Annotated in this window: 31 protein-coding genes; 14 read left to right on the top strand and 17 right to left on the bottom strand. The window is 50.1% G+C overall.

Annotation, left to right across the window (positions count from 1 at the left end; all coding sequences use genetic code 11):
• Positions 1-127 precede the first annotated feature (127 nt).
• The 4 genes from ghrA to NA197_RS03145 all read left to right on the top strand — a co-directional run bounded on the left by ghrA (position 128) and on the right by NA197_RS03145 (position 3,049).
• A complete protein-coding gene (gene ghrA / locus NA197_RS03160) occupies positions 128-1,066 on the top strand; it encodes a glyoxylate/hydroxypyruvate reductase GhrA (RefSeq protein WP_000402552.1) in 939 nt (312 codons plus the stop codon).
• Positions 1,067-1,150: 84 nt separating this feature from the next.
• Positions 1,151-1,888, top strand: a complete 738-nt coding sequence (locus tag NA197_RS03155; RefSeq protein ID WP_000283643.1) for a phosphatase — start codon at positions 1,151-1,153, stop codon at positions 1,886-1,888.
• 23 nt (positions 1,889-1,911) lie between these two features.
• Positions 1,912-2,466: a TorD/DmsD family molecular chaperone gene (locus tag NA197_RS03150; protein ID WP_001001883.1), complete on the top strand. Its 555-nt coding sequence runs from the start codon at positions 1,912-1,914 to the stop codon at positions 2,464-2,466.
• Between the two features lie 100 nt (positions 2,467-2,566).
• Positions 2,567-3,049 carry a DUF1097 domain-containing protein gene (locus NA197_RS03145; RefSeq protein ID WP_001546652.1) on the top strand — a complete coding sequence of 161 codons (483 nt, stop codon included), beginning with the start codon at positions 2,567-2,569 and terminating at the stop codon, positions 3,047-3,049.
• A gap of 37 nt (positions 3,050-3,086) precedes the next feature.
• On the opposite strand, the gene csgG is transcribed toward NA197_RS03145, so the two are convergent.
• Genes csgG through csgD form a run of 4 tightly spaced genes read right to left on the bottom strand, consistent with a single transcriptional unit; the run spans position 3,087 to position 5,440 of the window.
• Positions 3,087-3,920, bottom strand: a complete 834-nt coding sequence (csgG, locus tag NA197_RS03140) for a curli production assembly/transport protein CsgG (RefSeq protein ID WP_001137620.1) — start codon at positions 3,918-3,920, stop codon at positions 3,087-3,089.
• 26 nt (positions 3,921-3,946) lie between these two features.
• Positions 3,947-4,363 carry a curli production assembly/transport protein CsgF gene (gene csgF, locus NA197_RS03135; RefSeq protein WP_001264072.1) on the bottom strand — a complete coding sequence of 139 codons (417 nt, stop codon included), beginning with the start codon at positions 4,361-4,363 and terminating at the stop codon, positions 3,947-3,949.
• A 26-nt stretch (positions 4,364-4,389) separates the two neighbouring features.
• Positions 4,390-4,785, bottom strand: coding sequence for a curli production assembly/transport protein CsgE (gene csgE / locus NA197_RS03130; protein WP_000833307.1), 396 nt, complete (start codon positions 4,783-4,785; stop codon positions 4,390-4,392).
• 4 nt (positions 4,786-4,789) lie between these two features.
• The gene (gene csgD / locus NA197_RS03125; RefSeq protein ID WP_000481519.1) at positions 4,790-5,440 is read right to left on the bottom strand and encodes a biofilm master transcriptional regulator CsgD; all 651 of its coding nucleotides are present in this window, start codon (positions 5,438-5,440) and stop codon (positions 4,790-4,792) included.
• A gap of 754 nt (positions 5,441-6,194) precedes the next feature.
• On the opposite strand from csgD, the gene csgB reads away from it, so the two are divergent.
• The 6 genes from csgB (at position 6,195) to NA197_RS03095 (ending at position 10,036) form a co-directional block, all read left to right on the top strand.
• Positions 6,195-6,650, top strand: coding sequence for a curli minor subunit CsgB (gene csgB / locus NA197_RS03120; protein WP_000791655.1), 456 nt, complete (start codon positions 6,195-6,197; stop codon positions 6,648-6,650).
• Positions 6,651-6,691: 41 nt separating this feature from the next.
• Positions 6,692-7,147, top strand: coding sequence for a curli major subunit CsgA (gene csgA / locus NA197_RS03115; protein WP_000771416.1), 456 nt, complete (start codon positions 6,692-6,694; stop codon positions 7,145-7,147).
• 61 nt (positions 7,148-7,208) lie between these two features.
• Complete coding sequence (gene csgC / locus NA197_RS03110) at positions 7,209-7,535, top strand: curli assembly chaperone CsgC (RefSeq protein ID WP_000557256.1); 327 nt, start codon at positions 7,209-7,211, stop codon at positions 7,533-7,535.
• Positions 7,536-7,665: 130 nt separating this feature from the next.
• The gene (locus tag NA197_RS03105) at positions 7,666-7,986 is read left to right on the top strand and encodes a type 1 fimbrial protein (RefSeq protein ID WP_000111254.1); all 321 of its coding nucleotides are present in this window, start codon (positions 7,666-7,668) and stop codon (positions 7,984-7,986) included.
• A gap of 87 nt (positions 7,987-8,073) precedes the next feature.
• On the top strand, positions 8,074-8,613 hold the full coding sequence (ymdB, locus tag NA197_RS03100; RefSeq protein ID WP_000203944.1) for an O-acetyl-ADP-ribose deacetylase: 540 nt from the start codon (positions 8,074-8,076) through the stop codon (positions 8,611-8,613).
• Positions 8,549-10,036: a phospholipase D family protein gene (locus NA197_RS03095; protein WP_000976323.1), complete on the top strand. Its 1,488-nt coding sequence runs from the start codon at positions 8,549-8,551 to the stop codon at positions 10,034-10,036. The genes ymdB and NA197_RS03095 overlap by 65 nt, the downstream gene beginning before the upstream one ends.
• 16 nt (positions 10,037-10,052) lie before the next feature.
• On the opposite strand, the gene mdoC is transcribed toward NA197_RS03095, so the two are convergent.
• Positions 10,053-11,207, bottom strand: coding sequence for a glucans biosynthesis protein MdoC (gene mdoC, locus NA197_RS03090; protein WP_000100055.1), 1,155 nt, complete (start codon positions 11,205-11,207; stop codon positions 10,053-10,055).
• Between the two features lie 271 nt (positions 11,208-11,478).
• Here mdoC and mdoG point away from each other — a divergent pair, with 271 nt between their 5' ends.
• The 3 genes from mdoG to NA197_RS03075 all read left to right on the top strand — a co-directional run bounded on the left by mdoG (position 11,479) and on the right by NA197_RS03075 (position 15,851).
• Complete coding sequence (mdoG, locus tag NA197_RS03085; RefSeq protein WP_001562609.1) at positions 11,479-13,014, top strand: glucans biosynthesis protein MdoG; 1,536 nt, start codon at positions 11,479-11,481, stop codon at positions 13,012-13,014.
• Entirely contained in the window at positions 13,007-15,550 is a 2,544-nt protein-coding gene (gene mdoH, locus NA197_RS03080; protein WP_001044607.1) for a glucans biosynthesis glucosyltransferase MdoH, read from the top strand. Before mdoG ends, mdoH begins: the two co-directional genes overlap by 8 nt.
• 73 nt (positions 15,551-15,623) lie before the next feature.
• Entirely contained in the window at positions 15,624-15,851 is a 228-nt protein-coding gene (locus NA197_RS03075; protein ID WP_001217832.1) for a YceK/YidQ family lipoprotein, read from the top strand.
• On the opposite strand, the gene NA197_RS03070 is transcribed toward NA197_RS03075, so the two are convergent.
• From NA197_RS03070 to NA197_RS03060, 3 genes are all read right to left on the bottom strand, one after another.
• The gene (locus NA197_RS03070; protein ID WP_000180050.1) at positions 15,852-16,226 is read right to left on the bottom strand and encodes a MysB family protein; all 375 of its coding nucleotides are present in this window, start codon (positions 16,224-16,226) and stop codon (positions 15,852-15,854) included. It lies immediately after the preceding gene.
• A gap of 81 nt (positions 16,227-16,307) precedes the next feature.
• The gene (gene mdtG / locus NA197_RS03065) at positions 16,308-17,522 is read right to left on the bottom strand and encodes a multidrug efflux MFS transporter MdtG (protein ID WP_000075053.1); all 1,215 of its coding nucleotides are present in this window, start codon (positions 17,520-17,522) and stop codon (positions 16,308-16,310) included.
• 154 nt (positions 17,523-17,676) lie between these two features.
• A complete protein-coding gene (locus NA197_RS03060) occupies positions 17,677-18,597 on the bottom strand; it encodes a Kdo(2)-lipid IV(A) acyltransferase (protein ID WP_000163973.1) in 921 nt (306 codons plus the stop codon).
• A 219-nt stretch (positions 18,598-18,816) separates the two neighbouring features.
• Between NA197_RS03060 and trhO the strand changes: the two genes are divergently transcribed.
• A complete protein-coding gene (gene trhO, locus NA197_RS03055; RefSeq protein ID WP_023227755.1) occupies positions 18,817-19,869 on the top strand; it encodes an oxygen-dependent tRNA uridine(34) hydroxylase TrhO in 1,053 nt (350 codons plus the stop codon).
• A gap of 51 nt (positions 19,870-19,920) precedes the next feature.
• On the opposite strand, the gene NA197_RS03050 is transcribed toward trhO, so the two are convergent.
• The 9 genes from NA197_RS03050 to grxB form a co-directional block, all read right to left on the bottom strand.
• Positions 19,921-20,496 (bottom strand): YceI family protein, encoded by a 576-nt coding sequence (locus NA197_RS03050; protein ID WP_000739886.1) that lies wholly within the window; start codon positions 20,494-20,496, stop codon positions 19,921-19,923.
• Positions 20,493-21,065 (bottom strand): cytochrome b, encoded by a 573-nt coding sequence (locus NA197_RS03045; RefSeq protein WP_001159780.1) that lies wholly within the window; start codon positions 21,063-21,065, stop codon positions 20,493-20,495. Before NA197_RS03045 ends, NA197_RS03050 begins: the two co-directional genes overlap by 4 nt.
• A 262-nt stretch (positions 21,066-21,327) precedes the next feature.
• A complete protein-coding gene (locus NA197_RS03040) occupies positions 21,328-21,441 on the bottom strand; it encodes a YceO family protein (RefSeq protein WP_001253282.1) in 114 nt (37 codons plus the stop codon).
• A 40-nt stretch (positions 21,442-21,481) separates the two neighbouring features.
• Positions 21,482-22,600 carry an N-methyl-L-tryptophan oxidase gene (gene solA, locus NA197_RS03035; protein ID WP_023227756.1) on the bottom strand — a complete coding sequence of 373 codons (1,119 nt, stop codon included), beginning with the start codon at positions 22,598-22,600 and terminating at the stop codon, positions 21,482-21,484.
• A gap of 112 nt (positions 22,601-22,712) precedes the next feature.
• Entirely contained in the window at positions 22,713-22,967 is a 255-nt protein-coding gene (bssS, locus tag NA197_RS03030; protein ID WP_000414441.1) for a biofilm formation regulator BssS, read from the bottom strand.
• A gap of 289 nt (positions 22,968-23,256) precedes the next feature.
• Positions 23,257-23,502 (bottom strand): DNA damage-inducible protein I, encoded by a 246-nt coding sequence (gene dinI, locus NA197_RS03025; protein ID WP_001217763.1) that lies wholly within the window; start codon positions 23,500-23,502, stop codon positions 23,257-23,259.
• Between the two features lie 73 nt (positions 23,503-23,575).
• Entirely contained in the window at positions 23,576-24,622 is a 1,047-nt protein-coding gene (gene pyrC / locus NA197_RS03020) for a dihydroorotase (protein ID WP_000126587.1), read from the bottom strand.
• Between the two features lie 103 nt (positions 24,623-24,725).
• On the bottom strand, positions 24,726-25,286 hold the full coding sequence (locus NA197_RS03015) for a lipoprotein (RefSeq protein ID WP_000713057.1): 561 nt from the start codon (positions 25,284-25,286) through the stop codon (positions 24,726-24,728).
• Positions 25,287-25,410: 124 nt separating this feature from the next.
• Entirely contained in the window at positions 25,411-26,058 is a 648-nt protein-coding gene (gene grxB, locus NA197_RS03010) for a glutaredoxin 2 (RefSeq protein WP_000780893.1), read from the bottom strand.
• Positions 26,059-26,075 lie beyond the last annotated feature (17 nt).

Raw genomic sequence — 26,075 nt, 5'->3', positions numbered from 1 at the left:
CTGTGGTTTTAATAAGCGAAAACTGCTTTTTTTGCCCGCGCCGGGAAATTTGCTATGCTGCACATCCCGTTGAAAACGCTGATAACAGGCGCAATCACATTCCGCACAATACTGCTCAGGAGATAACATGGAGATAATTTTTTATCACCCGACATTTAACGCCGCCTGGTGGGTAAATGCGCTGGAGAAGGCTCTCCCACATGCGCGCGTTCGTGAATGGAAGGTCGGTGATAACAACCCCGCAGACTATGCGCTTGTATGGCAGCCCCCGGTTGAAATGCTGGCCGGAAGACGCTTAAAAGCCGTCTTTGCGCTGGGCGCGGGGGTGGATGCAATTCTGAGTAAATTAAATGCGCATCCGGAAATGCTGGACGCCTCCATTCCTCTATTCCGTCTGGAAGATACCGGAATGGGCCTGCAAATGCAGGAGTATGCCGTAAGTCAGGTCTTACACTGGTTCCGCCGTTTCGATGATTATCAGGCGCTGAAAAATCAGGCGCTATGGAAACCGTTGCCGGAATATACCCGCGAAGAGTTTAGCGTCGGTATCATGGGCGCAGGGGTGCTGGGCGCAAAAGTGGCAGAAAGTCTACAGGCGTGGGGGTTCCCGTTACGTTGCTGGAGTCGTAGTCGCAAATCCTGGCCTGGCGTGGAAAGTTATGTAGGGCGTGAAGAGCTGCGCGCTTTCCTGAACCAGACGCGGGTGCTGATTAATCTGCTGCCGAATACGGCCCAAACGGTAGGAATTATTAATAGCGAATTGTTGGATCAATTGCCGGATGGCGCTTACGTGCTGAACCTCGCGCGCGGCGTTCATGTTCAGGAGGCGGATCTGCTGGCTGCGCTTGATAGCGGTAAGCTAAAAGGCGCGATGTTGGATGTCTTTAGCCAGGAACCGTTACCGCAGGAAAGCCCATTATGGCGCCATCCGCGAGTCGCCATGACGCCGCACATTGCGGCAGTCACCCGTCCGGCGGAAGCCATCGATTATATTAGCCGCACCATTACCCAGCTGGAGAAGGGAGAGCCGGTGACGGGGCAGGTGGATCGGGCGAGAGGATATTGATATCAACCCGGCGCGGGCCGGGTTTCGCTAAAAAACGCTGGCGATACCTGCTATCCTTGTCGGAAATGACTACAGGAGAGAGCAATGTATCCCGTTGACCTGCATATGCATACCGTCGCCAGCACTCATGCCTACAGTACTCTGAGCGATTATATCGCGGAAGCCAAACGCAAAGGCATTAAACTTTTTGCGATTACCGATCATGGTCCGGACATGGAAGATGCGCCGCATCACTGGCATTTTATTAACATGCGCATCTGGCCGCGTCTGGTTGACGGCGTGGGGATACTGCGTGGCATTGAGGCGAATATCAAGAACATTAACGGTGAAATTGATTGTTCTGGAAAGATGTTCGACTCGCTGGATCTGATTATCGCAGGCTTTCATGAGCCCGTTTTTGCGCCACATGATAAAGAAACCAATACCCAGGCGATGATCGCGACCATCGCCAGCGGCAAGGTGCATATAATTAGTCACCCCGGAAATCCAAAGTATCCAGTGGAGGTTAAAGCCATCGCGCAGGCGGCGGCGAAACACCATGTAGCGCTGGAAATCAACAACTCTTCTTTTCTGCATTCGCGTAAAGGAAGTGAAGATAATTGCCGCGCGGTCGCTGCCGCCGTACGCGATGCGGGAGGCTGGGTAGCGTTAGGCTCTGATTCCCATACGGCCTTTACGCTTGGCGATTTCACCGAATGCCGGAAAATTCTGGATGCGGTGAATTTCCCGGAAGATCGAATCCTGAACGTCTCGCCGCAGCGCTTACTGGCCTTCCTCGAATCACGCGGTATGGCGCCTGTACCGGAATTTGCCGAACTATAATCGTTATTTACGGGAAGATATCAATGAATGAGTTTTCAATCCTGTGCCGTGTGCTGGGATCGTTGTTTTACCGCCAACCGCAAGATCCTTTACTGGTTCCGCTGTTTACGTTAATCCGTGAAGGTAAACTGGCGGCAAACTGGCCGCTGGAGCAGGATGACATGCTGGCGCGTTTACAGAAAAGCTGCGATATCACGCAGATTTCCACTGATTACAATGCGTTATTTGTTGGGGAAGAGTGCGCGGTAGCGCCATACCGCAGTGCGTGGGTCGAAGGCGCGGAAGAGTCTGAGGTGCGCGCTTTTTTAACGTCGCGAGGGATGCCGCTGGCCGATACGCCTGCCGATCACATTGGCACTTTATTGCTCGCGGCCTCCTGGCTGGAAGATCAGTCTGCCGAAGATGAAAGTGAAGCGCTGGAAACCTTATTTGCCGATTATCTGCTTCCCTGGTGCAATACCTTCCTCGGTAAAGTTGAAGCCCATGCCGTTACGCCATTCTGGCGCACTCTGGCGCCGCTAACGCGTGATGCGATAGGGGCCATGTGGGATGAACTTCAGGAAGAAGATGAAGAATAATGTGATGTAAATCACTTTTAACTGCAACTGGTTTTACATCATTGCATAAAATGTGTGCGTGATCTCATTAATGTGCCGCTTTTCTGTTATGATGCGCGCCATGAACATACTTCTTTCTATTGCTATCACGACGGGCATCCTTTCTGGAATATGGGGATGGGTGGCCGTCTCCCTGGGGTTACTAAGCTGGGCCGGTTTTTTAGGCTGTACGGCTTATTTCGCCTGTCCGCAGGGCGGCTTTAAGGGATTGTTGATTTCCGCCTGTACGCTGTTAAGCGGTATGGTGTGGGCGCTGGTCATTATTCACGGTAGCGCGTTGGCGCCGCATCTGGAAATTGTCAGTTACGTGTTGACGGGGATCGTGGCATTCCTGATGTGTATCCAGGCAAAGCAGCTATTGCTTTCTTTTGTTCCGGGAACATTTATCGGCGCCTGCGCGACATTTGCAGGGCAGGGTGACTGGCGGTTGGTATTACCGTCGCTGGCGCTGGGGCTAATCTTTGGCTATGCCATGAAAAATAGTGGGCTATGGCTGGCATCACGCCGCGAGCAACATTCAGCGAATACGGCGGTCACAAAATAAAAAAGCGTGGGGTTTTCCCCACGCTTTGTCGTATTCATCAGGATTCTGGCGGTACTGACAGCTCACGGTATTTCACCAGAATATCATTTTGCCTGTCCGCTTTATTCTGCAAATCCCACAGTCCGCGATCGATACCATCATTAATGAGGAAGATAACGCCGGTTTCAATGGCTGACATCAGACACAGCATCACCGGTTCGTTCGAGGTATAGCCGATTTCGCCTTCCAGTAAGCGCTGGTAATCAATAAAACGGAACACGCCTGCCTGTACTTCATAGGAAAGGATCGTTTTACTGGTGTTCACCGAAGAAAGGATCTCGCCCGTACTGACGTTAACCACGCGCAGGTTGACAGCAATCTGATCCAGCTGATACTGCGTATCGGCGCCAATACCGAAATATCTTGCGCCGACCCCGCCGGATTTGACGTTACTTTCATAACCAATAATAGAACCTTCCACCATAATATTTGCCGCCGTCAGCGACTGAAGCGGGATACGGTTATTCATCGCCACGGTGCCGTTTTCCTGGGCTGCGCGAATAATTTTCCGTTCATTCAAAAGATTCTGTAAGCCTTGTCGTTCCAGCGGGATAAACCAGCGCGAATCTTTCAGCGCAGTGACCAACATAGCGGTGGCGCTCTGCGGCACAGCCGTAGAAAAGTTACTTGCCGGGTAAGGTTTAAATTGGCCCGTTTCATCCTGAATGTTATATACCGAAACAAAGATCTTACCGGTGGGAGCAGGTAAATGCGTCAAATCTTTGTAACTTTGTGCGCGGGGCATTAATGTCGGTTTCGCAGCTTGTTTCGGCGGGGCAGTTAAGCATCCGCTCAACAATAAAACGGCAACCAAAATAAGTAAGCGCGGCATGATTTATATCCTTTAGTGACTGTAGCTTAAAAATCGGTTGACTGAGTTTGTAAACCTGACACTTCGATGGTCGAGGTTCTTCCCGTTTTTCTGTCCGTGACGTTGAGCTGGAGCTGTCCGTCGCGATTAGCGATATCGATAATAAAATCGTTGGTCACCATACGTCCTGGTTTCCCGGTATTAATATTGGTCAACAAGCCGCCCAGAATTTGCGATTGAATAGCCTGTGTAAAGTTATCCAACGCTGAGGGGGGTTCGATACCAAAATCGTTATCATAAGCGGGGTCTTTATATGAATTTTGCGCCTGGGCGCTATTCAATAAAAAGGAACCGTTATTGGGGTTTCCACCAAAGTTAGGATTACGGAACTGGAACGTCATATTTCCAGCCCAGGTTAGTGGCGAAAAAAGCATGAGCAGCACTACTGCATGTTTAACACGCATGACAGCCTCCGGATAAAAATCATGTTTTAGAATTCATCACGCGCTAAATCACTCGTACTTAATAGCGTTTGATCTATTTGTCGGCGATTTAATGCTTCCTCTGTTTGCGCTAATGCGAAGACGACGGTTTTCTCGAAGTCTCTTTTCATTGGAAATAAAAAGGTCTGGAAAATAACGTCCTGATTTACCGTTATGGTGATCCAGCTTCCCCAACGCGCACTGGGTCTTTCATTAATGGTCAGATTGCCGGTGTATTCGCTTTCCCATTTGTCGCTGAATGCACGATAGAATTCATGTCCTATCGAAGAGACGGTATGGTCGGTTAACAATCCGGGAACCTCGACTTCAACTTCATTGGCATGCAGGTTTCCGGTAGCGAACAGTAACTCTGCTGCTACAATCCAGGTCAGATAGCGTTTCATGGCCTTACCGCCTGAGATTATCGTTTGCCCATGAAACTGCCTGGGTACGATTTTTGACAGCTATCTTTTTGAAAAGATTATAAAGATGTGTCTTAACCGTATTCTCGCTGATAAATAGCGACCTGGCGATTTCATTATTAGAGGCACCAATACGTAACTTATTGAGGATCTCTTTTTCGCGGTGAGTGAGTAATGCGGACTCGGTGCTGTTGTAGCGGTAATTTCCTGAGTGCGTAATCAGGTAACTGGCTAATTTTTGTGAAAAATAGCATTCGCCACGCAGAATACCCTGTAATCCGCTGACCACGTGTTCCTGGTCTTCAGTGGCGTAAAACACGCCGTTAATATGAGGCCAGTTTTCAATTTCACGGTAGGGATAATCGTCAGGGGTATTTAACAATAATGTTTTTATATTATTGTTTTTGCGGCTTAAATTATCCTGCCAATAGTGGATAAGCTTCTTATCCGCTTCCATCATATCCATTAAAACAATGCAACTGGCTGAGATATCTTCCAGAGAACGTTGAATATTATGCAGTTTTCCGGTTATGGCCAGCGATTGCTTTAAATGTTGCAATAATGCCGTAGCTTGCAGAGATGGCTTTGTGATCAACAATAGTGTGTGACCATGACTACTATGGACTTCATTAAACATGATGAAACTCCACTTTTTTTAATCGCACATCTGACAGCTGCCCCCATAAAATAAAGGCACCAGAAGTACTGACAGATGTTGCACTGCTGTGGGTTGAAATAGCCCATTATCCAGAAAGAGAAAAATATTTACGAAAATACTTTTAACTGTTTTCAATCTAGCCATTACAAATCTTAAAGCAAGTGTTAAACTTGTAACAAGATGTAAAAATATATATTAAAATGTTGTTTTTGGGTTTTTTTGAAGTTTAGATTTGATAGTAAAGTTGTACATTTCGCTGTTATTGCATAGATTTAAAAAATCATACAAATTATAATAATTAATTGATTTTTAATCATTTTAATTATTGTATGTCATGTTTTGATTTTATTTTTTCTTGAAATTTGAGACGTGGCATTAACCTGGACAGCACAAAGACAAAAAAAACGAAGTGTGTCACGTCTTGTGCGTATTGCCCCCCATGGGAAGCATAAGAACATCCCCATGGCGGCATAACACACACCAACACTTCATTTTTTTGGTTCGCGATACACTATCTTCTATGGCCAAAAATCAATTATAAAAAATCACATGGCTATCGTTTTATTAGCACTTTGGTATGAGCTTAAATAACAAAATACCACGCGTGGGTGAGTTATTAAAAATGTTTCCACGGACATACTCTTCATCGTAACGACGCGTTAACAAAAAACGCATGTCGCTAACAAGGTAATAGATAATTTTCGCTATGTACGACCAGGTCCAGGGTGACAGCATGAAAAACAAATTGTTATTTATGATGTTGACAATACTGGGTGCGCCTGGGATTGCAACCGCGACAAATTATGATCTGGCTCGTTCAGAGTATAATTTTGCGGTAAATGAATTAAGCAAGTCTTCATTTAATCAGGCGGCCATTATTGGTCAAGTCGGCACGGATAATAGTGCCAGAGTACGCCAGGAAGGATCAAAACTATTGTCCGTTATTTCACAAGAAGGAGGAAATAATCGGGCGAAAGTCGACCAGGCAGGGAATTATAACTTTGCGTATATTGAGCAAACGGGCAATGCCAACGATGCCAGTATATCGCAAAGCGCTTACGGTAATAGTGCGGCTATTATACAGAAAGGTTCTGGAAATAAGGCCAATATTACCCAGTACGGTACGCAGAAAACAGCAGTTGTAGTGCAGAAACAGTCGCATATGGCTATTCGCGTCACCCAACGCTAATACCGTTACGACTTTTAAATCAATCCGATGGGGGTTTTACCATGAAACTTTTAAAAGTGGCAGCATTCGCAGCAATCGTAGTTTCTGGCAGTGCTCTGGCTGGCGTCGTTCCACAATGGGGCGGCGGCGGTAATCATAACGGCGGCGGCAATAGTTCCGGTCCGGACTCAACGTTGAGCATTTATCAGTACGGTTCCGCTAACGCTGCGCTTGCTCTGCAAAGCGATGCCCGTAAATCTGAAACGACCATTACCCAGAGCGGTTATGGTAACGGCGCCGATGTAGGCCAGGGTGCGGATAATAGTACTATTGAACTGACTCAGAATGGTTTCAGAAACAATGCCACCATCGACCAGTGGAACGCTAAAAACTCCGATATTACTGTCGGTCAATACGGCGGTAATAACGCTGCGCTGGTTAATCAGACCGCATCTGATTCCAGCGTAATGGTGCGTCAGGTTGGTTTTGGCAACAACGCCACGGCTAACCAGTATTAATTTAGCGTCTGCGCTAATAAAAAAACAGGGCATAAGCCCTGTTTTTTTTCGGGAGGAAATTATGCATACTTTATTGCTCCTTGCCGCACTTTCAAATCAGATTACGTTTACCACGACTCAGCAAGGCGATATTTACACGGTGATCCCTCAGGTCACATTAAACGAACCCTGCGTCTGTCAGGTGCAAATTCTCTCTGTGCGCGACGGCGTCGGGGGGCAAAGCCATACACAGCAAAAACAAACGCTATCTTTACCTGCTAATCAACCGATTGAGTTGTCTCGTCTTAGTGTAAATATATCTTCAGAGGACTCGGTTAAAATTATTGTTACTGTTTCGGACGGACAATCACTGCATTTATCACAACAATGGCCGCCTTCTGCACAGTAGTTTTTGATGGTGGCGGAAATGGATTGGCTGACCTGGGTATAAAGAGGCGATAAAAGCGTCTCATCGTCTCGGCATGTCGCTAAAAGGTAACGCCGAACCCTCGAGGATGACTAATCATTGAGGAGTTAACATGTCCGTAATCAAGAAAAATATCCCTGCCATAGGCCTGTGTATCTGCGCTTTTTTTATCCATTCTGCGGTAGGGCAACAAACGGTACAGGGCGGCGTTATCCATTTTCGCGGCGCGATTGTTGAGCCACTGTGCGATATTTCTACTCACGCCGAAAATATTGATTTAACCTGCCTACGCGAAGGTAAAAAGCAAATGCACCGGATAGACCTTCGGCAGGCATCTGGATTACCGCAGGATATTCAGTCCATTGCGACGGTACGGCTGCATTATCTCGATGCGCAAAAAAGCCTGGCGGTGATGAATATTGAGTACCGTTAACGGCGGTGTCATAGATATAAAAAGAGCGACTCTGTTGAAAGCCCTGCTGTACACTTTGCAGATAAGGTGAGACAAAAGGGGGGGGTTATGACATCACGTCTTCAGGTCATACAGGGTGATATCACTCAACTTAGCGTCGATGCGATTGTGAATGCCGCTAACGCATCATTAATGGGCGGCGGTGGCGTAGACGGCGCGATTCATCGCGCGGCGGGGCCGGCATTGCTGGACGCCTGTAAACTCATCCGTCAGCAACAGGGCGAATGTCAGACGGGACATGCGGTTATCACGCCTGCTGGCAAGCTTTCGGCAAAGGCGGTTATTCACACAGTGGGGCCCGTCTGGCGAGGCGGCGAACACCAGGAAGCTGAGCTACTCGAAGAGGCATACCGGAATTGTTTGCTGCTTGCCGAGGCGAATCACTTTCGTTCCATCGCTTTTCCGGCAATCAGTACCGGCGTTTATGGCTATCCACGCGCCCAGGCCGCTGAAGTCGCCGTCAGGACGGTTTCAGATTTTATTACCCGTTACGCTCTGCCTGAACAGGTATACTTTGTCTGTTATGATGAAGAAACTGCCCGGCTTTACGCAAGATTACTTACTCAGCAAGGCGACGACCCTGCCTGATAAAACACGCCTGGAGCGTGCCGTTGAACCGCTATGCGCGCGCCATCCCGGAGAGTGCGGCATTCTTGCGCTGGATAACAGTCTGGACGCTTTTGCCGCCCGCTACCGCCTGACCGAAATGGCGGCGCGGACGCTGGATGTGCAGTATTATATTTGGGAAGACGATATGTCCGGGCGACTGCTCTTTTCGGTACTGCTGTCGGCGGCGAAGCGCGGCGTTCATGTTCGTCTGTTGCTGGATGATAACAATACGCCTGGTCTGGATGATACGTTGCGCTTGCTGGATAGCCATCCTAATATCGAAGTTCGTCTGTTTAATCCTTTCTCTTTTCGTACGCTACGCGCGCTGGGATATTTGACGGATTTTGCGCGGCTGAATCGGCGGATGCACAATAAAAGTTACACTGCTGACGGCGTAGTGACGCTGGTCGGTGGGCGCAACATCGGCGATGCCTATTTCGGCGCTGGCGAGGAGCCGCTATTTTCCGATCTGGACGTGATGGCCATTGGCCCGGTGGTCAATGATGTCGCCAATGATTTTGAACGTTACTGGCGCTGTAGTTCAGTGTCGACATTGCAGCAAGTATTATCCCTTTCTGAGCAGGAACTGACGCAGCGTATCGAACTTCCCGAATCCTGGTATAACGATGAGATCACCCGCCGTTATCTGCATAAGCTGGAAACCAGTCAGTTTATGGCGGATCTAGATCGCGGAACGTTGCCGCTGATTTGGGCAAAAACACGCTTGCTTAGCGATGACCCTTCTAAAGGCGAGGGGAAGGCGCAGCGCCATTCGCTTCTTCCGCAGCGATTATTTGACGTGATGGGGTCGCCGACGGAGCGTATCGACATTATTTCCGCTTACTTTGTTCCTACGCGCGCAGGCGTGGCGCAGTTGCTTAATCTGGTCAGGAAAGGCGTGAAGATCGCCATCTTAACTAACTCTCTGGCGGCCAACGATGTGGCGGTCGTTCACGCAGGGTACGCGCGCTGGCGCAAGAAATTACTGCGCTATGGCGTGGAGCTCTACGAACTGAAACCGACCCGCGAACATGAAACCGCCGTACATGATCGCGGACTCACCGGGAACTCAGGTTCCAGCTTACATGCTAAAACGTTCAGTATTGATGGTAGTAAGGTGTTTATCGGGTCGCTTAATTTTGATCCCCGTTCAACGCTTTTAAATACCGAAATGGGCTTTGTCATTGAAAGTGAAACGCTGGCGACGCTTATCCATAAGCGTTTTACACAGAGCCAACGCGATGCGGCCTGGCAACTGCGGCTGGATCGCTGGGGACGAATTAACTGGATCGATCGTCAGCAAGAAGAGGAAAAAGTGTTAAAGAAAGAACCCGCTACACGTTTCTGGCAGCGAGTTCTGGTACGGTTGGCGGCAATTTTACCTGTTGAATGGCTGCTTTGAACCCACGCGCGGAAAACTACCCGATCGTGGCGCGACTTTCTCGTTTTACCGGCGGTTTACCTGAAAAGAGAAATTTCAGGAGCGGGATGCGTAAATGAATTTCATACAGAATTAACGCAATACCCATAACAAATATCAGCCCGCACAAGAACCCGATCAGGTTGGAGGAGATATGCGGCGTAATATACGCGCCAAAGAAAAGCGTTAAGGGATGATGCACCAGATAGATAAACAGCGAAGCATTCACGAAATAGGTGACACGTGCGGACTGAAAGTTTAACAAGCGATGCCCCAGTGAAAAGACCACGTTCACCATCCATAGCCCCATTACCATCGTAATCACGGATTCGGTTTCGTACATCCAGGCGTCGCCGCTCCCATAACGTTGATTCAGCAGATACGCGATAAAAGCAACGGCAGCGCCTAAAGTGCATCCGCGTGAGGGCGTGGTGAAGCGCGCTTTCAGATCGGGGTGAATGAAGGCCAACGCGCCGAGAATAAAAAACGGCACATAAAATAGCGTTTGCATCACAATAAAATTGAACATGCCGTCACTGAGGATTGCCGGATATACGATGAATATAATGCGCCTGATAGCAGCGTACGCCACCCCCAGCAGGAAAAAAATAAGCGAAAGTTTGGCCAGCGAAATAGCGGCGGGACGAGGCTTGCTTGTTTCCTGCCTTTTTTGGAACCAGGTAAAAATCCCGATGCTGACGGTGGTTAATATCACCAGCACCAGTAAAAACCACAGATGTGAAATGAGTTCCCACGCTAACGTATTATATTTTTCATAGGCAGAAAGTGTAGGCCAGTTCTCTGTTTTCTCTTTGACATATTGCAACAGGATAAATTGCGGCAAGGTAAGCAAAGGGATTGCGGTAAGCATGGGAATACCCACACGTTCTACCCGTACTTTCCACCAGTGTTTTAATGGATAACGTAAAAACAACATGTACGAAAAATAACCAGAAATAACAAAAAACACCTGCATACGAAAAGCGTGGATAAAATCGTTAAACAGGGTTAGCCACCACGATGGCGCGGCGCTATTGACATGCCAACTGTGAGTGGAATAGATCAACGAGATATGAAAGGGAATCCCTAACAACATCAGCCATGCGCGGATAGAGTCAAGAAAATATTCACGCGGCGCGGGTACAGAGCTCATATAAGGTCACGTATTCTCAGATTTTTCACCTTATCCATAAGGCGAATTATAGTTACATTCGGTAGCAACCCTACACCAACTCCGACAACCTGTCTCCAGGATAAGCACGCAAAGTGAAAACAGGCGCGGGAGGTGCTTAATCCATGAGCCAGCGCGCTGAACAAAGCCTGGATTCAGTTGTCGTAATGCCTGATTATCCATTAAAATGGATCGGATCGATATAAGCACACAAAGGGGGAAGTGCTTACTTATTATGAAACATAAACGACAAATGATGAAAATGCGTTGGTTGGGCGCAGCTATTATGTTAACGCTCTACGCATCATCGAGCTGGGCGTTCAGTATTGATGACGTGGCAAAACAAGCTCAATCTTTAGCCGGGAAAGGCTATGAGGCGCCTAAAAGCAACTTGCCCTCCGTTTTCCGCGACATGAAATATGCGGATTATCAGCAGATCCAGTTTAACAGCGATAAAGCCTACTGGAACAACTTAAAGACCCCTTTTAAGCTCGAATTTTACCATCAGGGGATGTACTTCGATACGCCGGTCAAGATTAACGAAGTGACGGCGACGACGGTCAAAAGAATCAAATACAGCCCGGATTACTTCAATTTTGGCAATGTTCAGCACGATAAAGACACGGTAAAAGATTTAGGCTTCGCCGGGTTCAAAGTTCTGTACCCCATCAACAGTAAAGATAAGAACGACGAAATCGTCAGTATGCTTGGCGCCAGCTATTTCCGCGTTATCGGCGCAGGCCAGGTATATGGCTTATCTGCGCGCGGCCTGGCGATTGATACCGCCTTACCATCTGGTGAAGAGTTTCCCCGCTTTCGCGAGTTCTGGATTGAGCGTCCAAAACCCACCGATAAGCGTTTGACCGTCTATGCATTACTCGATTCTCCGCGCGCGACCGGCGCTTACCGTTTTGTGATCATTCCTGGCCGCGATACCGTGGTGGACGTGCAGTCAAAAGTCTATCTGCGCGATAAAGTGGGCAAGCTGGGCGTTGCGCCATTAACCAGTATGTTCCTGTTTGGGCCAAACCAGCCGTCGCCGACGACCAACTATCGTCCGGAACTGCATGACTCGAACGGCTTATCCATTCATGCGGGTAATGGCGAGTGGATTTGGCGTCCGCTGAACAATCCAAAACACCTCGCTGTGAGCAGCTATGCAATGGAAAACCCTCAGGGATTCGGCCTGTTGCAGCGTGGTCGCGAGTTCTCGCGCTTTGAAGATTTAGACGATCGCTACGACCTGCGTCCAAGCGCCTGGATTACCCCGAAAGGCGACTGGGGCAAAGGTAAGGTTGAACTGGTTGAAATTCCGACCAATGATGAAACCAACGATAACATCGTCGCTTACTGGACTCCGGATCAACTGCCGGAACCGGGTAAAGAGATGAACTTCAAGTACACTCTGACCTTCAGCCGCGATGAAGATAAACTTCATGCGCCGGATAATGCCTGGGTGCTGCAAACACGCCGCTCAACGGGCGACGTTAAACAGTCGAATCTGATTCGCCAGCCCGACGGCACCATTGCCTTTGTGGTGGATTTCGTTGGCGCCGACATGAAAAAACTGCCGCCGGATACGCCTGTCGCTGCGCAAACCAGCATTGGCGATAACGGTGAAATCGTTGACAGTAATGTACGCTATAACCCAGTCACTAAAGGCTGGCGTTTAATGCTGCGCGTGAAAGTCAAAGACGCGAAGAAAACCACGGAAATGCGTGCCGCATTGGTGAATGCCGATCAGACGCTAAGTGAAACCTGGAGCTACCAGTTACCTGCCAATGAATAAAACAACTGAGTATATTGACGCACTGCTGCTTTCTGAACGTGAGAAAGCGGCATTGCCGAAAACTGACATCCGCGCCGTGCATCAGGCGCTGGATGCCGAGCATCGGACTTACTCGCGAGAAGACGATTCACCGCAGGGTTCCGTAAAAGCCCGCCTTGAACACGCCTGGCCGGATTCATTGGCGAAGGGGCAGTTAATTAAAGATGATGAAGGGCGCGATCAGTTGCAGGCTATGCCAAAAGCGACGCGCTCTTCGATGTTTCCCGATCCCTGGCGAACCAACCCGGTTGGACGTTTCTGGGATCGTCTGCGTGGGCGGGATGTAACGCCGCGCTATGTTTCTCGTCTGACAAAAGAAGAGCAGGCGAGCGAGCAAAAATGGCGTACCGTCGGCACTATACGCCGCTATATTTTGTTAATTTTGACTCTGGCGCAAACCGTCGTCGCGACCTGGTATATGAAGACCATTCTGCCTTATCAGGGATGGGCGCTCATCAATCCTATGGATATGGTGGGGCAGGATATTTGGGTCTCCTTTATGCAGCTCCTGCCCTACATGCTGCAAACCGGTATCCTGATTCTGTTTGCCGTGCTGTTCTGCTGGGTGTCAGCCGGATTCTGGACGGCGCTGATGGGCTTCCTGCAACTGCTTATCGGGCGCGATAAGTACAGCATCTCCGCGTCTACGGTTGGCGATGAGCCCCTCAATCCGGAACACCGGACGGCGCTGATCATGCCTATCTGTAATGAAGACGTTAGCCGCGTTTTCGCCGGTCTGCGCGCGACCTGGGAGTCCGTTAAAGCCACAGGCAACGCCGCGCATTTCGACGTCTATATCCTTAGCGACAGTTATAACCCGGATATCTGCGTGGCGGAGCAAAAGGCGTGGATGGAGCTTATCGCGGAAGTGCAGGGCGAAGGCCAAATTTTTTACCGTCGCCGCCGCCGCCGTATGAAACGCAAAAGCGGCAATATTGACGATTTTTGCCGCCGCTGGGGCAATCAGTACAGCTATATGGTGGTGCTGGACGCGGACTCAGTGATGAGCGGCGAGTGTCTGAGCGGTCTGGTGCGCCTGATGGAAGCGAATCCAAACGCCGGGATTATCCAGTCTTCGCCGAAAGCGTCGGGGATGGATACTCTGTATGCCCGCTGCCAACAGTTCGCGACCCGTGTTTATGGGCCGCTGTTTACCGCCGGGCTGCACTTCTGGCAGTTGGGGGAGTCGCACTACTGGGGGCACAATGCCATTATCCGCGTGAAGCCGTTTATCGAGCACTGCGCTCTGGCGCCGCTGCCGGGAGAAGGTTCGTTCGCCGGATCGATTCTTTCCCACGACTTTGTGGAGGCGGCGCTAATGCGTCGGGCAGGGTGGGGCGTCTGGATTGCCTACGATCTCCCCGGTTCCTATGAAGAGCTGCCGCCAAACCTGCTGGATGAGCTTAAACGCGACCGCCGCTGGTGTCACGGCAACCTGATGAACTTTCGTCTGTTCCTGGTGAAAGGAATGCACCCGGTGCATCGCGCCGTGTTCCTGACGGGGGTAATGTCATATCTGTCCGCGCCGTTATGGTTTATGTTCCTCGCGCTTTCTACCGCGCTGCAGGTCGTTCATGCGTTAACAGAGCCGCAATATTTCCTTCAGCCGCGCCAGCTTTTTCCGGTCTGGCCGCAGTGGCGTCCGGAACTGGCAATCGCGCTGTTTGCGTCAACGATGGTGCTGCTGTTCCTGCCGAAGCTGCTCAGTATTATGCTGATCTGGTGTAAAGGCACCAAAGAGTATGGCGGTTTCTGGCGCGTTACGCTGTCGCTGTTGCTGGAAGTGCTGTTCTCCGTATTGCTGGCGCCGGTGCGTATGCTGTTTCATACCGTGTTTGTGGTCAGCGCGTTCCTCGGCTGGGAAGTGGTCTGGAACTCACCGCAACGCGACGATGATTCTACGCCGTGGGGAGAAGCCTTTATGCGTCACGGTTCTCAACTGCTGCTGGGGCTGGTCTGGGCGGTGGGTATGGCGTGGCTGGATTTACGCTTTCTGTTCTGGCTGGCGCCGATTGTCTTTTCGCTGATTCTGTCGCCATTTGTTTCGGTGATCTCCAGTCGTTCAACGGTAGGATTACGCACCAAACGCTGGAAGCTGTTCCTGATCCCGGAAGAGTATTCGCCGCCTCAGGTGTTGGTCGATACCGATAAATATCTGGAGATGAATCGCCGCCGTATTCTGGACGATGGCTTTATGCATGCGGTATTTAACCCGTCGCTGAATGCGCTGGCGACCGCGATGGCCACCGCGCGTCACCGCGCCAGTAAGGTGTTGGAAATAGCCCGCGATCGTCATGTGGAGCAGGCGCTAAACGAAACGCCGGAGAAACTGAACCGCGATCGGCGTCTGGTTTTGCTCAGCGATCCGGTGACAATGGCGCGTTTACACTATCGGGTCTGGAATGCGCCAGAGAGATACTCTTCCTGGGTAAACCATTATCAGTCTCTCGTCCTGAATCCGCAGGCGTTGCAGGGACGAGCATCGTCTGCGGGATAAGGTCTTCAGGTCTGGAGTGAGGTGAAAAATACCGGCGTGATGCCGGTATTTTTATAGTGAAATGAGGTATCAGGTGCGTATATTCGCGGTGAGCATAATGGTGATTACCCTGAGCGGCTGCGGCAGTATTATCAGCAGAACGATCCCCGGACAAGGACACGGCAACCAGTATTACCCTGGCGTGCAGTGGGATATGCGTGATTCCGCATGGCGCTATATCACTATCCTCGATCTGCCCTTCTCACTGATCTTCGATACACTGCTACTGCCTCTCGATATTCACCACGGGCCTTATGAGTAATTAACGCTCATCCCATTCGTCTGCCGCAGTACGGCCTTCCTCGGTATCAAGCGGGGGTTCAAGCTGGAATTCCCCTTCATCCCATTCATGCAAAGTATTCTCTTCCTGCCATTCCTGGCGGATCTCTATCTCATCATAATCGCCGTCAAACACGCTCTGTGCGGCTTCACCACTCAGCATCGGCAGACATTCGCCATCTTCACCTTCATCGGCGAAAAATTCGACCTGCCACATGATGTCCCCATCCTGCAGTACATATTTCTGAACGTTGAACTGCTGCACATTCGCTTCGTCTTGTTCGAGGCCTGGATGGTCAGCCAGAAATTCTTCCCGGGCTGCATCGATAGCTTCTTCCAGCGTGGCATACATGGTCATCAGTGTCTCCCTTTGATTTGATGAGGTATTTAGGGAAAGAATAGCTGATTCTGTAATATTGCAAGTATGAAAGCGCAAAAATTATTCTATTGCCAGTCTGCGCCGTCGTAAGCTGTTCCATGAATAGATAGCATTGAACAACACCACGCCTGCCGTGACGCAGAATACGGCGCGGAAGCCATAGCTCGCGGAAATTGCGGCACCCATGAGAGGGCCGGTGACGTTGCCGATATCGCGGAAAGATTGGTTGTAACTGAATATGCGCCCGGCTATCTGGTTGGTAGAGTTGTAAACCAGCAGAGTTTGAACGGCTGGCAGCAGCGCGCCATCCGCCGCGCCAAGCAGAAACCGCAATAGCGCGAGCTGCCACGGCGTTTGCACAAAAGACATTGGAATCAGCAGCAGTACGGAAATAATCAGCGCGACGATAAGGATCTTTTCCGGGCCAATTCTGTCGCCGAGCTTGCCGAGCCGGGGGGCGCTAAGTAATGCCGCCACGCCGGGAACGGACGCTATCATCCCGCTAATGAACGCAATATTACTGACATTTCCCGCGAGTTCGCGCACATAGAGCGTCAGGATGGGCGCAATAGACCCCGTCGCCACCTGAATAATCAGCGTGGTGACAAACAGGCTTAACACCAGGCGGGGATTTTTTAACGAGGCGACCACTTCCCGAACGTGAAGCATCTCTTTTTTGCTCACCGGCAGGAAATTCTCGCGAATAAAAAAGAAGGTAAGCAGAAAACAGATAAACAAAACGCTGGCGGTAATAAAAAAGACCGGGCGAAGGCCGTAATGGTCGGCGAGCAGACCGCCCGCAAGTGGGCCAAGAAGAGCGCCGCTGACGCCGCCAGTAGAGAGCGTCCCTAACGCCCAGCCGCTTTTATGGCGCGGCACCTGAGTGGCGATGAGCGCATTGGCGTTGGGAATAAATCCGCCCAACAGGCCTAATAACGCGCGGAGGATCAGAAATTGCCAGATATTTTGCGCCATGCCCATTAACAGCATCACAATGGCCATGCCGAGAGCGGAACGCAACAGCATGATCTTACGCCCTTTACGATCCGCCAGGCCGCCCCAAAAAGGGGAAGCGATAGCTGAAAAGAGGAACGTAATACTAAAGACCAGCCCGGACCACATGTTGAGCGCGCTATGGCCTGTTACGCCGAGTTGCTCAACGTAAAGAGGAAGAAAAGGCATGACCAGGCTGAATGCCGCGCCGGTTAAAAAACAGCCCAGCCAGGTAACGGTTAGATTGCGTTTCCAGTTTATGGGGACATCAGAGGGTGACATAGCGTTCCACAGTATGATGCGCGGTTTGCGCTATCATCAATTTAATTATGAGCGTACTAATTATAATTATGCGCCGACCTTACCAGCCTCGCAATGTGGGGAGCTTTTAAAGCTAAAAGAGGGGAAAAATTGCAGCCTGACGGCTGCAATCCTGTCAATAGCGCGACGGTACGCCTTCAGGGCGAGTTTTAAAGCGGCGATGCAGCCACATATACTGCTCTGGCGCCATCATAATGCACTGCTCAACAATTTTATTCATCCACGCGGCAGTCGCTTCTGCGCTCTCCAGCGGAGGCGAATATTCCGCAGGAAGAATGATCAGTTCGTAGCCTTTCCCATCGGGTTTACGGCGAGGCACGAAGGGGATAATACAGGCTTTAGACATGCGCGCGAGCATCCAGGTACCGGAGGTCGTGGCAGCCTGGTCGACAGCGAATAATGGTACAAAAACGCTGGCGCGCGGACCATAATCGTGATCCGGCGCATACCAGATCAATTCGCCGCTTTTCAATGCTTTAACCATGCCTTTCAGATCTTTGCGATCCAACATCGATTTATTGGAGCGTAAGCGTCCCCAGGTCTGTAACCAGTCGAGCAACGGATTATCATTCGGGCGATAAACTCCGATCCCCGGGTTATGCATACCAAACATGCGGGCGCCAAACTCAAGGGTAAGAAAATGTATTCCTACCAGAATGAACCCCAGCCCCTGCGCCTTAACTTCACGGATATGCTCCAGACCGCTCGCTTCCATCCAGCGGTTCACTCGCCGATCGGGCCAGAACCAGGCCATGCCGGTTTCCATCACGCCCATACCGACGGATTCAAAGTTTTTGACCACCATGGTGTGGCGTTCCTGCGCGCTCATTTCCGGAAAGCATAATTCAAGGTTGCGATAGGCGATTTTCGCGCGGCGTTTCATTACGCGTCGCGCCAGGTGGCCCAATGCGCAACCCAATTTATAGATGACCGGGTAGGGGAGTTGCACGACCAACCAAAGCGCGCCTATACCCAACCAGGTTAACCAATAGCGCGGGTGCAGTAAGGCCACGGAGAACTTAGGCAACTTCGTCATTTCTATCCTGTCTTTCAACGAACAATTCCCCGTATTCTCGCATCTTTTTGCGTTGAGCAAAAATATGTAGCAGGAGAGTGGCGATTAAATCGGCAATTGTTGTTAATTATTTAGTGTAAAGCAGGAAATGTAGCGCAAAATGTGTGGATGTAAATTGGCGAGACTTGCCTTATCATGCCTGCCCACTTTATTTTTTGCTGATTGCAGGATACGTACACCATGCCAGTGTTACACAACCGCATCTCTAATGACGAGCTGAAAGCCAAAATGCTGGCGGAAAGCGAGCCGCGTACGACAATTTCTTTTTATAAATATTTCACTATCGCCTCTCCGCAACAGACGCGGGACGCGTTGTATCAGGTGTTTACGGCGTTGGACGTTTTTGGTCGCGTTTACCTGGCGCATGAAGGCATCAATGCGCAAATCAGCGTGCCGCAAAGCAAGCTCGAGACGTTTCGTCAACAGCTTTATACGTTCGACCCCGTGCTGGACGGGCTGCGTTTAAATATTGCGCTGGAGGATGACGGAAAGTCATTTTGGGTGCTGCGTATGAAAGTTCGCGACCGTATCGTTGCTGACGGTATTGACGATCCGAGTTTTGACGCCAGTAATGTCGGCGATTATCTGAAGGCGGCAGATGTGAATGAGATGCTGGACGATCCTGATGCGGTCTTTATTGATATGCGCAACCACTATGAGTATGAAGTTGGCCATTTCGAAAATGCTCTGGAAATCCCGGCGGATACGTTTCGTGAACAGTTGCCAAAAGCGGTTGAAATGCTGCGGGAACATGCAGATAAAAAGATAGTGATGTACTGTACCGGCGGTATTCGTTGTGAGAAAGCCAGCGCCTGGATGAAACACAACGGTTTCAATAAAGTCTGGCATATTGAGGGTGGCATCATTGAATACGCCCGTCGCGCGCGCGAGCAGGGGCTTCCCGTTCGCTTTATCGGCAAAAATTTTGTATTTGATGAGCGAATGGGCGAACGAATCTCGGATGAGGTTATCGCGCATTGCCATCAGTGCGGCGCGTCCTGCGACAGCCATACCAACTGCAAAAATGACGGTTGCCATCTGCTGTTTATCCAGTGTCCGCAGTGCGCCAGTAAATTTAACGGCTGCTGTAGTGAACAATGCTGTGAAGAGTTGGCCTTGCCGGAGGAAGAACAGCGCCGACGTCGTGCGGGTCGCGAGAACGGCAACAAAATTTTTAATAAATCGCGTGGTCGGCTTAATAGCAAACTGAGCATTCCCGATCCGGCTGAGTAATATTTTGCCGGATAGCCGCGTAAAGGCCGCTATCCGGCATTTCGCCAGGCGTTACTTCTGCTGAACGCCTTCTACTGAGATGATAAGCTCAACCTCTTGTGAGGCCGGGCCGAGATCGGTAGTTATATTGAAATCCTTCAGCTTAATTTTTCCTTCGGCCTCAAAGCCCGCGCGCTTACCGCCCCACGGATCGTCGCCCTGGCCCATCAGCTTCGCTTCCAGCGTCACCGGTTTAGTCACGCCATTGAGCGTCAGATTGCCGGTAATATCTAGTTCATCGCCCTCTTTTTTCACGCTGGTAGAGGTGAAGGTTGCCTGCGGGAATTTCGCAACATTAAGAAATTCCGCGCTACGCAGGTGTTTGTCACGTTCGGCATGGTTAGTGTCGACGCTATTGGTGTTAATGGTCACGTTCACTTTGTCTGCCGACGGATTTTTTTCGTCAAAAGTGAACGTGCCGTCGAAATCTTTAAAGGTGCCGTACAGCCAGCTGTAGCCCAGATGCTGGATGCGGAAATTGACGAACGCATGTTGGCCTTCTTTATCAATTTTATACTCCGCCGCCACGGCGGAACCGGTCGTGAATAACAAGGATGCGAGGGTGAATCCCAGCAGGTTTTTTTTCATTTTTGAGCTCCATAGTCAGATGACGACATTCCTGTCATACGTTTCAGTGTGTCGTCTTTATCGATGAAATGGTGTTTTAGCGCCATAACCCCATGCGAGAGCGAGATAATGACCAGCGACCAGGCAAACCACAGATGCAGCGTTCCGGCGATGTCAGCCTGCGCGCCCGCGTCCGTAAGCGTGGCCGGAATCTCAAACCAGCCAAAGACGCTAATCGGTTTACCATCGGCGGTGGAAATCAGGTAGCCGCTAATGATTATCGCAAAGAGCAGGAGATACAGGAGGAGATGACCCGCGGCGGCGCCAGCGCGCGTTAAACGGGAATAGCTGGTCAACGCAACGGGCGGCGGAGAATAATGCCGCCAGATAATACGCACGATCAGCGCCATCATCAGTAATATGCCAATACTTTTATGTATTTCCGGTGCCTGGTGATACCAGCCGTCGTAATAACTGAGCGTGACCATCCATAAACCCAACGCAAACATGCCATAGACCACCAGGGCGGTCAGCCAGTGGAGCGCGGCGGAAACTACGCCATAACGTTGTGGAGTATTTTTAAATTGCATAAACACACCAATGAATATTTCACGAGAGAATGAAAATGGCGTGGAAAAGCGCCGAATGCAACTTATAAATAAGAATTTGAATGATATTTATTTTTATTTCAATAATTTTGATGTTGTTTGCGGTTCAGCTTCAGAAGTTTCGAGATATTTCCCCCTGATAACCGCACAACGGCAGGAGTTGGCATTATTGCCGTGCTTCAACATTATGAAATAAAAAGTGAGGAACTTTCAGGAAGTGTCAGTTAACGTCAATGAAAAGCAATCAGAAGAAAAGGAGATAAACAATATCCATTACCGCCAGCAGCGACCAAAGAATAACGTAAAGCATGAAATGTTCGCGAATATTATTCATCAGAAAATGAAAGAGACGACGCATAGCTTACCTTAATAAACAGCCCCTTTACGGGGCCGACAAATTATTGGCTAAAACGGGACAGCCGGAACGGCGTCAGATCAAAGGAGGGCGTTTTTCCCAACGCAAAATCTGCAGCGATTTCTCCTAACACGGGGGCGAATTTAAAACCATGTCCGCTGAGTCCAGTGATGACAAGCGTATTCTCATGACCAGGCAGCGTATCGATAATAAAATCCTCGTCCGGCGAATTATCATAGGTACATGCCGCCCCATGTAAACAACCGCCGATACCCGGCAGTACGTTACGCAGGAAAGGAAATGCTTCCGCGCCATCGCTGGCAACGGCGGCAAAGGGCTTGCGCTCTTCCTGAGCCTGTATTCGCTGTCCGCCATTGTGTTTGCCGATTTTTAACTCGTCGTTCTCCGCCGGGAAACCGTAATATTGATCGCCGTTGGGCATTTCGCCGGTAAAGGCCGGAAAGCGGTTTTTAGTGCTGTAACGTCCATCCGCCTTAAACCAGGCAAAAACTTTACGTACGGGCTGAACGGGCAGCTCCGGTACCAGCGCTTTGACCCAGGTGCCCGCGCTAATCAGCGCCTTGCTGGCGTGGTAGCAGCCTTCACTCGTCTCTATCGTCACACCGTTATCATCATGGTGAATATGGCTTACCGGGCTGTTGAATAGCTGTGCGCAGCCTGCTTCTCGGGCCAGACGAAGCCATGTGGTAATGGCTAATTCGCTGCGCAGGAAACCGGAGTCAGCTTCAAACAGCCCGATATAATTATCGGGCACGCGAATTTCCGGCCAGCGCGTCATGAGGGCCGTCGCGTCCAGGCGCTCGACGTTCAATTGCCACTGTTGCGCGCTTCGTGCGACGTTGGCTAAGAAAGCGGAATCGGCCGGGCCGAGGTTGACGACGCCGGAGCGGACAAAAATAGGCTCTTCATTGTGTGTGGAGAGTTCATCCCAAAGCGTCTGGGCGCGAAGCACCAGCGGGACATATTTTTCGCCTTCACCATAAGCGTGGCGGATAAGACGGGTATCGCCGTGGTGGCTGCCCTGTTGATGAGGCGGCATATGCGCATCGGTCATCAGGACCTTTAGCCCGGCGCGGGTGGCGTAATAACCAGCGGCGGCGCCAACCGAACCGCTGCCGATAATAATAAGGTCGTATTTCATCAGCTTCTCTCTGCTATCGCGATGATTTCAGGGTAAATAACTGCGCTGAGATATACAAGCCAGAAATAAGTGAGGCACCTTACGGTGCCTGAGAGAGGGGGAGCGCGTCACGCTAATGGCGACGATACTCGTTTTCCTGGTAATCGCCTGATTCTATTTTGGCGATGCCGGCTTCTAATATTGAAATAAATTGCCTGGCTACATCTGTTGTTAACCAGAGCGTTTGACCAACTTCAGTCCCTTCCGGTTCCGGACGATTTGGGGTCTGGTAGTGTAAACGCAGCATCAGCGCATCATAGCTATCGACGGTGCTGATGTCCCATCCTACAAGCGGATGGGTCTGAATGACTTCATTATTCTTTTCCATCATGCCCCCCTGGTACGTGTTATAAGACAACGGTTCTCGAGGTTCAATGCGTGTTTTTCTTCTGAAGCAACTTCAGTATACCAATTAATAAGGCTATTCACTGCGTTTTTAAAGAGACCGGAGGATAAATTTCTCTTTTTAAGAATTATATGAACAATAAAGCGGCAGTTCATTCATATTTTTTTAGGATGTTGTGCAATTATTTTGACGGTCAGGCGAAATATTCATCAGTTGCGCAAATAAAAAAGCCGGGGCGACCCGGCAAACATACATCACTGCATATCATTTTTTATTCATTGATGAACCAGTCATCAGCGCTCTCCCAGGTCTCCTGGAGAATCTCGCTAATGCGTTCTTTATCCTCTTTTGATGCGCCAATGACCGACAAGTTGTTGGCGGTAGCGTAACGCACGGTGACGTTACCCAAATTCTCCGGAAAATGATGGCTAATACGGCGGGAGAGTTCGCCCGCCAGCGCATCAATCGCACCGGCAGGCAGAGGTGACGTTTTGGCTATAGTGACTTCAATACGCATAATGGCCCCCTGTTGAATATACTGGATATATATACAGTTAAATCCAATATATAGCAACAGGTAAGCGCATTTTTTATTTTTTTACTGACCAGCGTACTGTTTCACCCGCTAAAAAAGGCACCAGCGAATCATCAGCCAGCGCGATATTTTCCGGTACCTGTTGTTCATCGCGAACCAGTTCCACCCACCCCGTATTCACCGGCAGGCCATAGAATTGCGGGCCATTCAGTGAACAGAACGCTTCAAAGTGCGCCAGCGCGTTCATTTCCTCAAACACGGCGGCATAACTGCCAAGGGCGGAGGGGGCGTTGAAACAACCGGCGCAGCCGCAACTGGTCTCTTTACGATGACGTGAATGCGGCGCTGAATCCGTCCCCAGGAAGGCGCGCGTAAAACCACTGGCAACCAGTTCGCGTAACGCCTGTTGGTGAATATTGCGTTTCAGAATCGGCAGACAGTACAGGTGAGGACGAATGCCGCCGACCAGCATATCATTACGGTTAAACATTAAATGTTGAGGCGTAATGGTAGCCGCCAGGTAGTCGTTGCCGTCACGTACATACTGCGCGGCATCTTTGGTCGTGATGTGCTCAAAGACCACTTTAAGCGCGGTCAGACGCTGGCGTAGCGGTTCCATTACGGTGTCGATAAAACGCGCTTCGCGATCGAAGATATCAACATCCGCATGGGTCACCTCACCGTGGACCAGCAATGGCATTCCGAGTTTTTCCATCCGCTCCAGTACCGGCATGATAGCGTCGACTGACGTTACGCCATGACTGGAGTTAGTGGTGGCATTGGCCGGGTAAAGCTTAGCCGCAGTAAACACGCCTTCATGGAAACCACGCTCCAGTTCATCGGCATCGAGCGAATCCGTTAAATAGCAGGTCATTAACGGCGTGAAATCATGCCCGGCGGGCACCGCATCGAGAATACGCTGGCGGTAGGCGATCGCTGCATCAACGGTCGTGATGGGGGACGCCAGGTTCGGCATCACGATAGCGCGACCATAAATTTCGCTGGTATAGGGTACGACCGTTTTTAACATGTCGCCATCGCGAAGGTGAACGTGCCAGTCGTCCGGGCGGCGGATCTTTAAAACCTGGGATGGTGCAGTCATTAATAAGCTCCGGCTGAGGAATAGTCTTTTTGCCGGAAACAAAGGATAAGCGGAAACGTTTTCGTTTGCACGTAAAAAAAGGGCGCGAGCGCGCCCTCCGAAATCAATTGGTGAAAGGAATAACGATTTCACCAGGTTTAACTTCAATGCCTTTCGCGAGTTTCTTCGCTAACGCTTCGCCTTTACTGCTGTCCTCACGCAACACGTAAGCGGGCCGCTGGTTAAAGTAGCTACGTAAAGACTGATTTAAATAGGGCAGGAGCGTTTGTAGCACCGATTGCATTTTCTCCGGCGTCACGGTGGCGTCTACTACTTCCATCTCCTGAAGATAGATGGCGCCTTTTTCTTTATCAAAGACCGGCAGGGCTTTTAGCTTGAGTTTCATCGTCGCTTTTTGACTGCCAAACAGGGAATTCATATCCAGCCTGGCATCGCCAGTAAGGGTGACTTTATTAGGTTCTTCCCGACCAATCTGGCTGACAAGGTTAGTCAATACGATATGCGCGTCGGCAATGCCGGGCAGACCAATATCTTTTGAGAAATTATTCCTTTTTTCAAGCGCTTGATTGATTTCTTGTTCGCTAATGGTGTATTGCGTAAGTTGATTACAACCCACTAACAGGCCGCTAACTACCAGCGCAGCGGCAAAAAAAAACTTTTTCATGGCGTTCCTTAGCATGTTGCCTGTGCCCTAATCTTGACACAAAGCAGCATGTCGCGCCAGCGGACATGGTGCCACTAGAAAAAGCTGAAAAAGGCGGCAAGAAAGGGTTGCCGCCTGGCGGGAGTTAGATAGCCATTGAGGAGAGTAAATTAATTTGCGTCTGCTTCGCCATATTATCGCGATAGTCCGCGACTTTTGTCGGCCAGTGGATACCGGCGACCAGCGTCAGATTACGCAGAAGCGGAAACAGATGAATATCATCTTCCGATAATTCGCCGTTAACGGCGTTAGGCTGTACGATGAGTTTATCCAGCAAACGTAAATCATCGCCGATCTTTTTAATCAGTCCGGCAGAGTGCGCAAGATGGTTGTCAAAACTGCCAGATGAGGCTTCTTTTTTGCGGATAAAATACTGGCGCGCCGCAGGGGTAGAAAATTCATCGAAAGCGGATTTTGCAAATCGCGGCAGCAGTAGCTGATTAACGTAACCGTTAACTTTGCGCAACCACTCTTCAATGGCTGGATTACGTTTCCCGGTTAACAGCGGTTTGCCGTCGAGGTTGTCGACATAATGTACAATATCCATACTTTCAGGAAGGTAGCGACTATCATCTTTTTGCAGGATGGGCACCATCTTTTGACCAATCATCCGGGTGGGCGTCGCCTCGTCGTCATTTTGTAACACGTTAAGTTCAACGGGGATGTTCTTCAGGCCGAAAATCATGCGGGCTTTAACGCAGAAAGGGCAATGATCGTAAATATAAAGCTTCACGTTTCTCCTCCATTTGA

This window comes from Salmonella sp. NW884 (assembly GCF_051700745.1).
In the GTDB taxonomy this organism is placed as follows: Bacteria; Pseudomonadota; Gammaproteobacteria; order Enterobacterales; family Enterobacteriaceae; genus Salmonella; species Salmonella enterica.
Note: the sequence above shows the minus strand (reverse complement) of the source record. Positions and strands in the feature narration are given on the sequence as shown.

What these genes read in the sequence shown, in the direction of transcription:
- ghrA (WP_000402552.1), top strand. Translation starts at nt 128, where the DNA reads ATGGAGATAATTTTTTATCACCCGACATTTAACGCCGCCTGGTGGGTA.
- NA197_RS03155 (WP_000283643.1), top strand. Translation starts at nt 1,151, where the DNA reads ATGTATCCCGTTGACCTGCATATGCATACCGTCGCCAGCACTCATGCC.
- NA197_RS03150 (WP_001001883.1), top strand. Translation starts at nt 1,912, where the DNA reads ATGAATGAGTTTTCAATCCTGTGCCGTGTGCTGGGATCGTTGTTTTAC.
- NA197_RS03145 (WP_001546652.1), top strand. Translation starts at nt 2,567, where the DNA reads ATGAACATACTTCTTTCTATTGCTATCACGACGGGCATCCTTTCTGGA.
- csgG (WP_001137620.1), bottom strand. Translation starts at nt 3,920, where the DNA reads ATGCCGCGCTTACTTATTTTGGTTGCCGTTTTATTGTTGAGCGGATGC.
- csgF (WP_001264072.1), bottom strand. Translation starts at nt 4,363, where the DNA reads ATGCGTGTTAAACATGCAGTAGTGCTGCTCATGCTTTTTTCGCCACTA.
- csgE (WP_000833307.1), bottom strand. Translation starts at nt 4,785, where the DNA reads ATGAAACGCTATCTGACCTGGATTGTAGCAGCAGAGTTACTGTTCGCT.
- csgD (WP_000481519.1), bottom strand. Translation starts at nt 5,440, where the DNA reads ATGTTTAATGAAGTCCATAGTAGTCATGGTCACACACTATTGTTGATC.
- csgB (WP_000791655.1), top strand. Translation starts at nt 6,195, where the DNA reads ATGAAAAACAAATTGTTATTTATGATGTTGACAATACTGGGTGCGCCT.
- csgA (WP_000771416.1), top strand. Translation starts at nt 6,692, where the DNA reads ATGAAACTTTTAAAAGTGGCAGCATTCGCAGCAATCGTAGTTTCTGGC.
- csgC (WP_000557256.1), top strand. Translation starts at nt 7,209, where the DNA reads ATGCATACTTTATTGCTCCTTGCCGCACTTTCAAATCAGATTACGTTT.
- NA197_RS03105 (WP_000111254.1), top strand. Translation starts at nt 7,666, where the DNA reads ATGTCCGTAATCAAGAAAAATATCCCTGCCATAGGCCTGTGTATCTGC.
- ymdB (WP_000203944.1), top strand. Translation starts at nt 8,074, where the DNA reads ATGACATCACGTCTTCAGGTCATACAGGGTGATATCACTCAACTTAGC.
- NA197_RS03095 (WP_000976323.1), top strand. Translation starts at nt 8,549, where the DNA reads ATGATGAAGAAACTGCCCGGCTTTACGCAAGATTACTTACTCAGCAAG.
- mdoC (WP_000100055.1), bottom strand. Translation starts at nt 11,207, where the DNA reads ATGAGCTCTGTACCCGCGCCGCGTGAATATTTTCTTGACTCTATCCGC.
- mdoG (WP_001562609.1), top strand. Translation starts at nt 11,479, where the DNA reads ATGATGAAAATGCGTTGGTTGGGCGCAGCTATTATGTTAACGCTCTAC.
- mdoH (WP_001044607.1), top strand. Translation starts at nt 13,007, where the DNA reads ATGAATAAAACAACTGAGTATATTGACGCACTGCTGCTTTCTGAACGT.
- NA197_RS03070 (WP_000180050.1), bottom strand. Translation starts at nt 16,226, where the DNA reads ATGACCATGTATGCCACGCTGGAAGAAGCTATCGATGCAGCCCGGGAA.
- mdtG (WP_000075053.1), bottom strand. Translation starts at nt 17,522, where the DNA reads ATGTCACCCTCTGATGTCCCCATAAACTGGAAACGCAATCTAACCGTT.
- NA197_RS03060 (WP_000163973.1), bottom strand. Translation starts at nt 18,597, where the DNA reads ATGACGAAGTTGCCTAAGTTCTCCGTGGCCTTACTGCACCCGCGCTAT.
- trhO (WP_023227755.1), top strand. Translation starts at nt 18,817, where the DNA reads ATGCCAGTGTTACACAACCGCATCTCTAATGACGAGCTGAAAGCCAAA.
- NA197_RS03050 (WP_000739886.1), bottom strand. Translation starts at nt 20,496, where the DNA reads ATGAAAAAAAACCTGCTGGGATTCACCCTCGCATCCTTGTTATTCACG.
- NA197_RS03045 (WP_001159780.1), bottom strand. Translation starts at nt 21,065, where the DNA reads ATGCAATTTAAAAATACTCCACAACGTTATGGCGTAGTTTCCGCCGCG.
- NA197_RS03040 (WP_001253282.1), bottom strand. Translation starts at nt 21,441, where the DNA reads ATGCGTCGTCTCTTTCATTTTCTGATGAATAATATTCGCGAACATTTC.
- solA (WP_023227756.1), bottom strand. Translation starts at nt 22,600, where the DNA reads ATGAAATACGACCTTATTATTATCGGCAGCGGTTCGGTTGGCGCCGCC.
- bssS (WP_000414441.1), bottom strand. Translation starts at nt 22,967, where the DNA reads ATGGAAAAGAATAATGAAGTCATTCAGACCCATCCGCTTGTAGGATGG.
- dinI (WP_001217763.1), bottom strand. Translation starts at nt 23,502, where the DNA reads ATGCGTATTGAAGTCACTATAGCCAAAACGTCACCTCTGCCTGCCGGT.
- pyrC (WP_000126587.1), bottom strand. Translation starts at nt 24,622, where the DNA reads ATGACTGCACCATCCCAGGTTTTAAAGATCCGCCGCCCGGACGACTGG.
- NA197_RS03015 (WP_000713057.1), bottom strand. Translation starts at nt 25,286, where the DNA reads ATGAAAAAGTTTTTTTTTGCCGCTGCGCTGGTAGTTAGCGGCCTGTTA.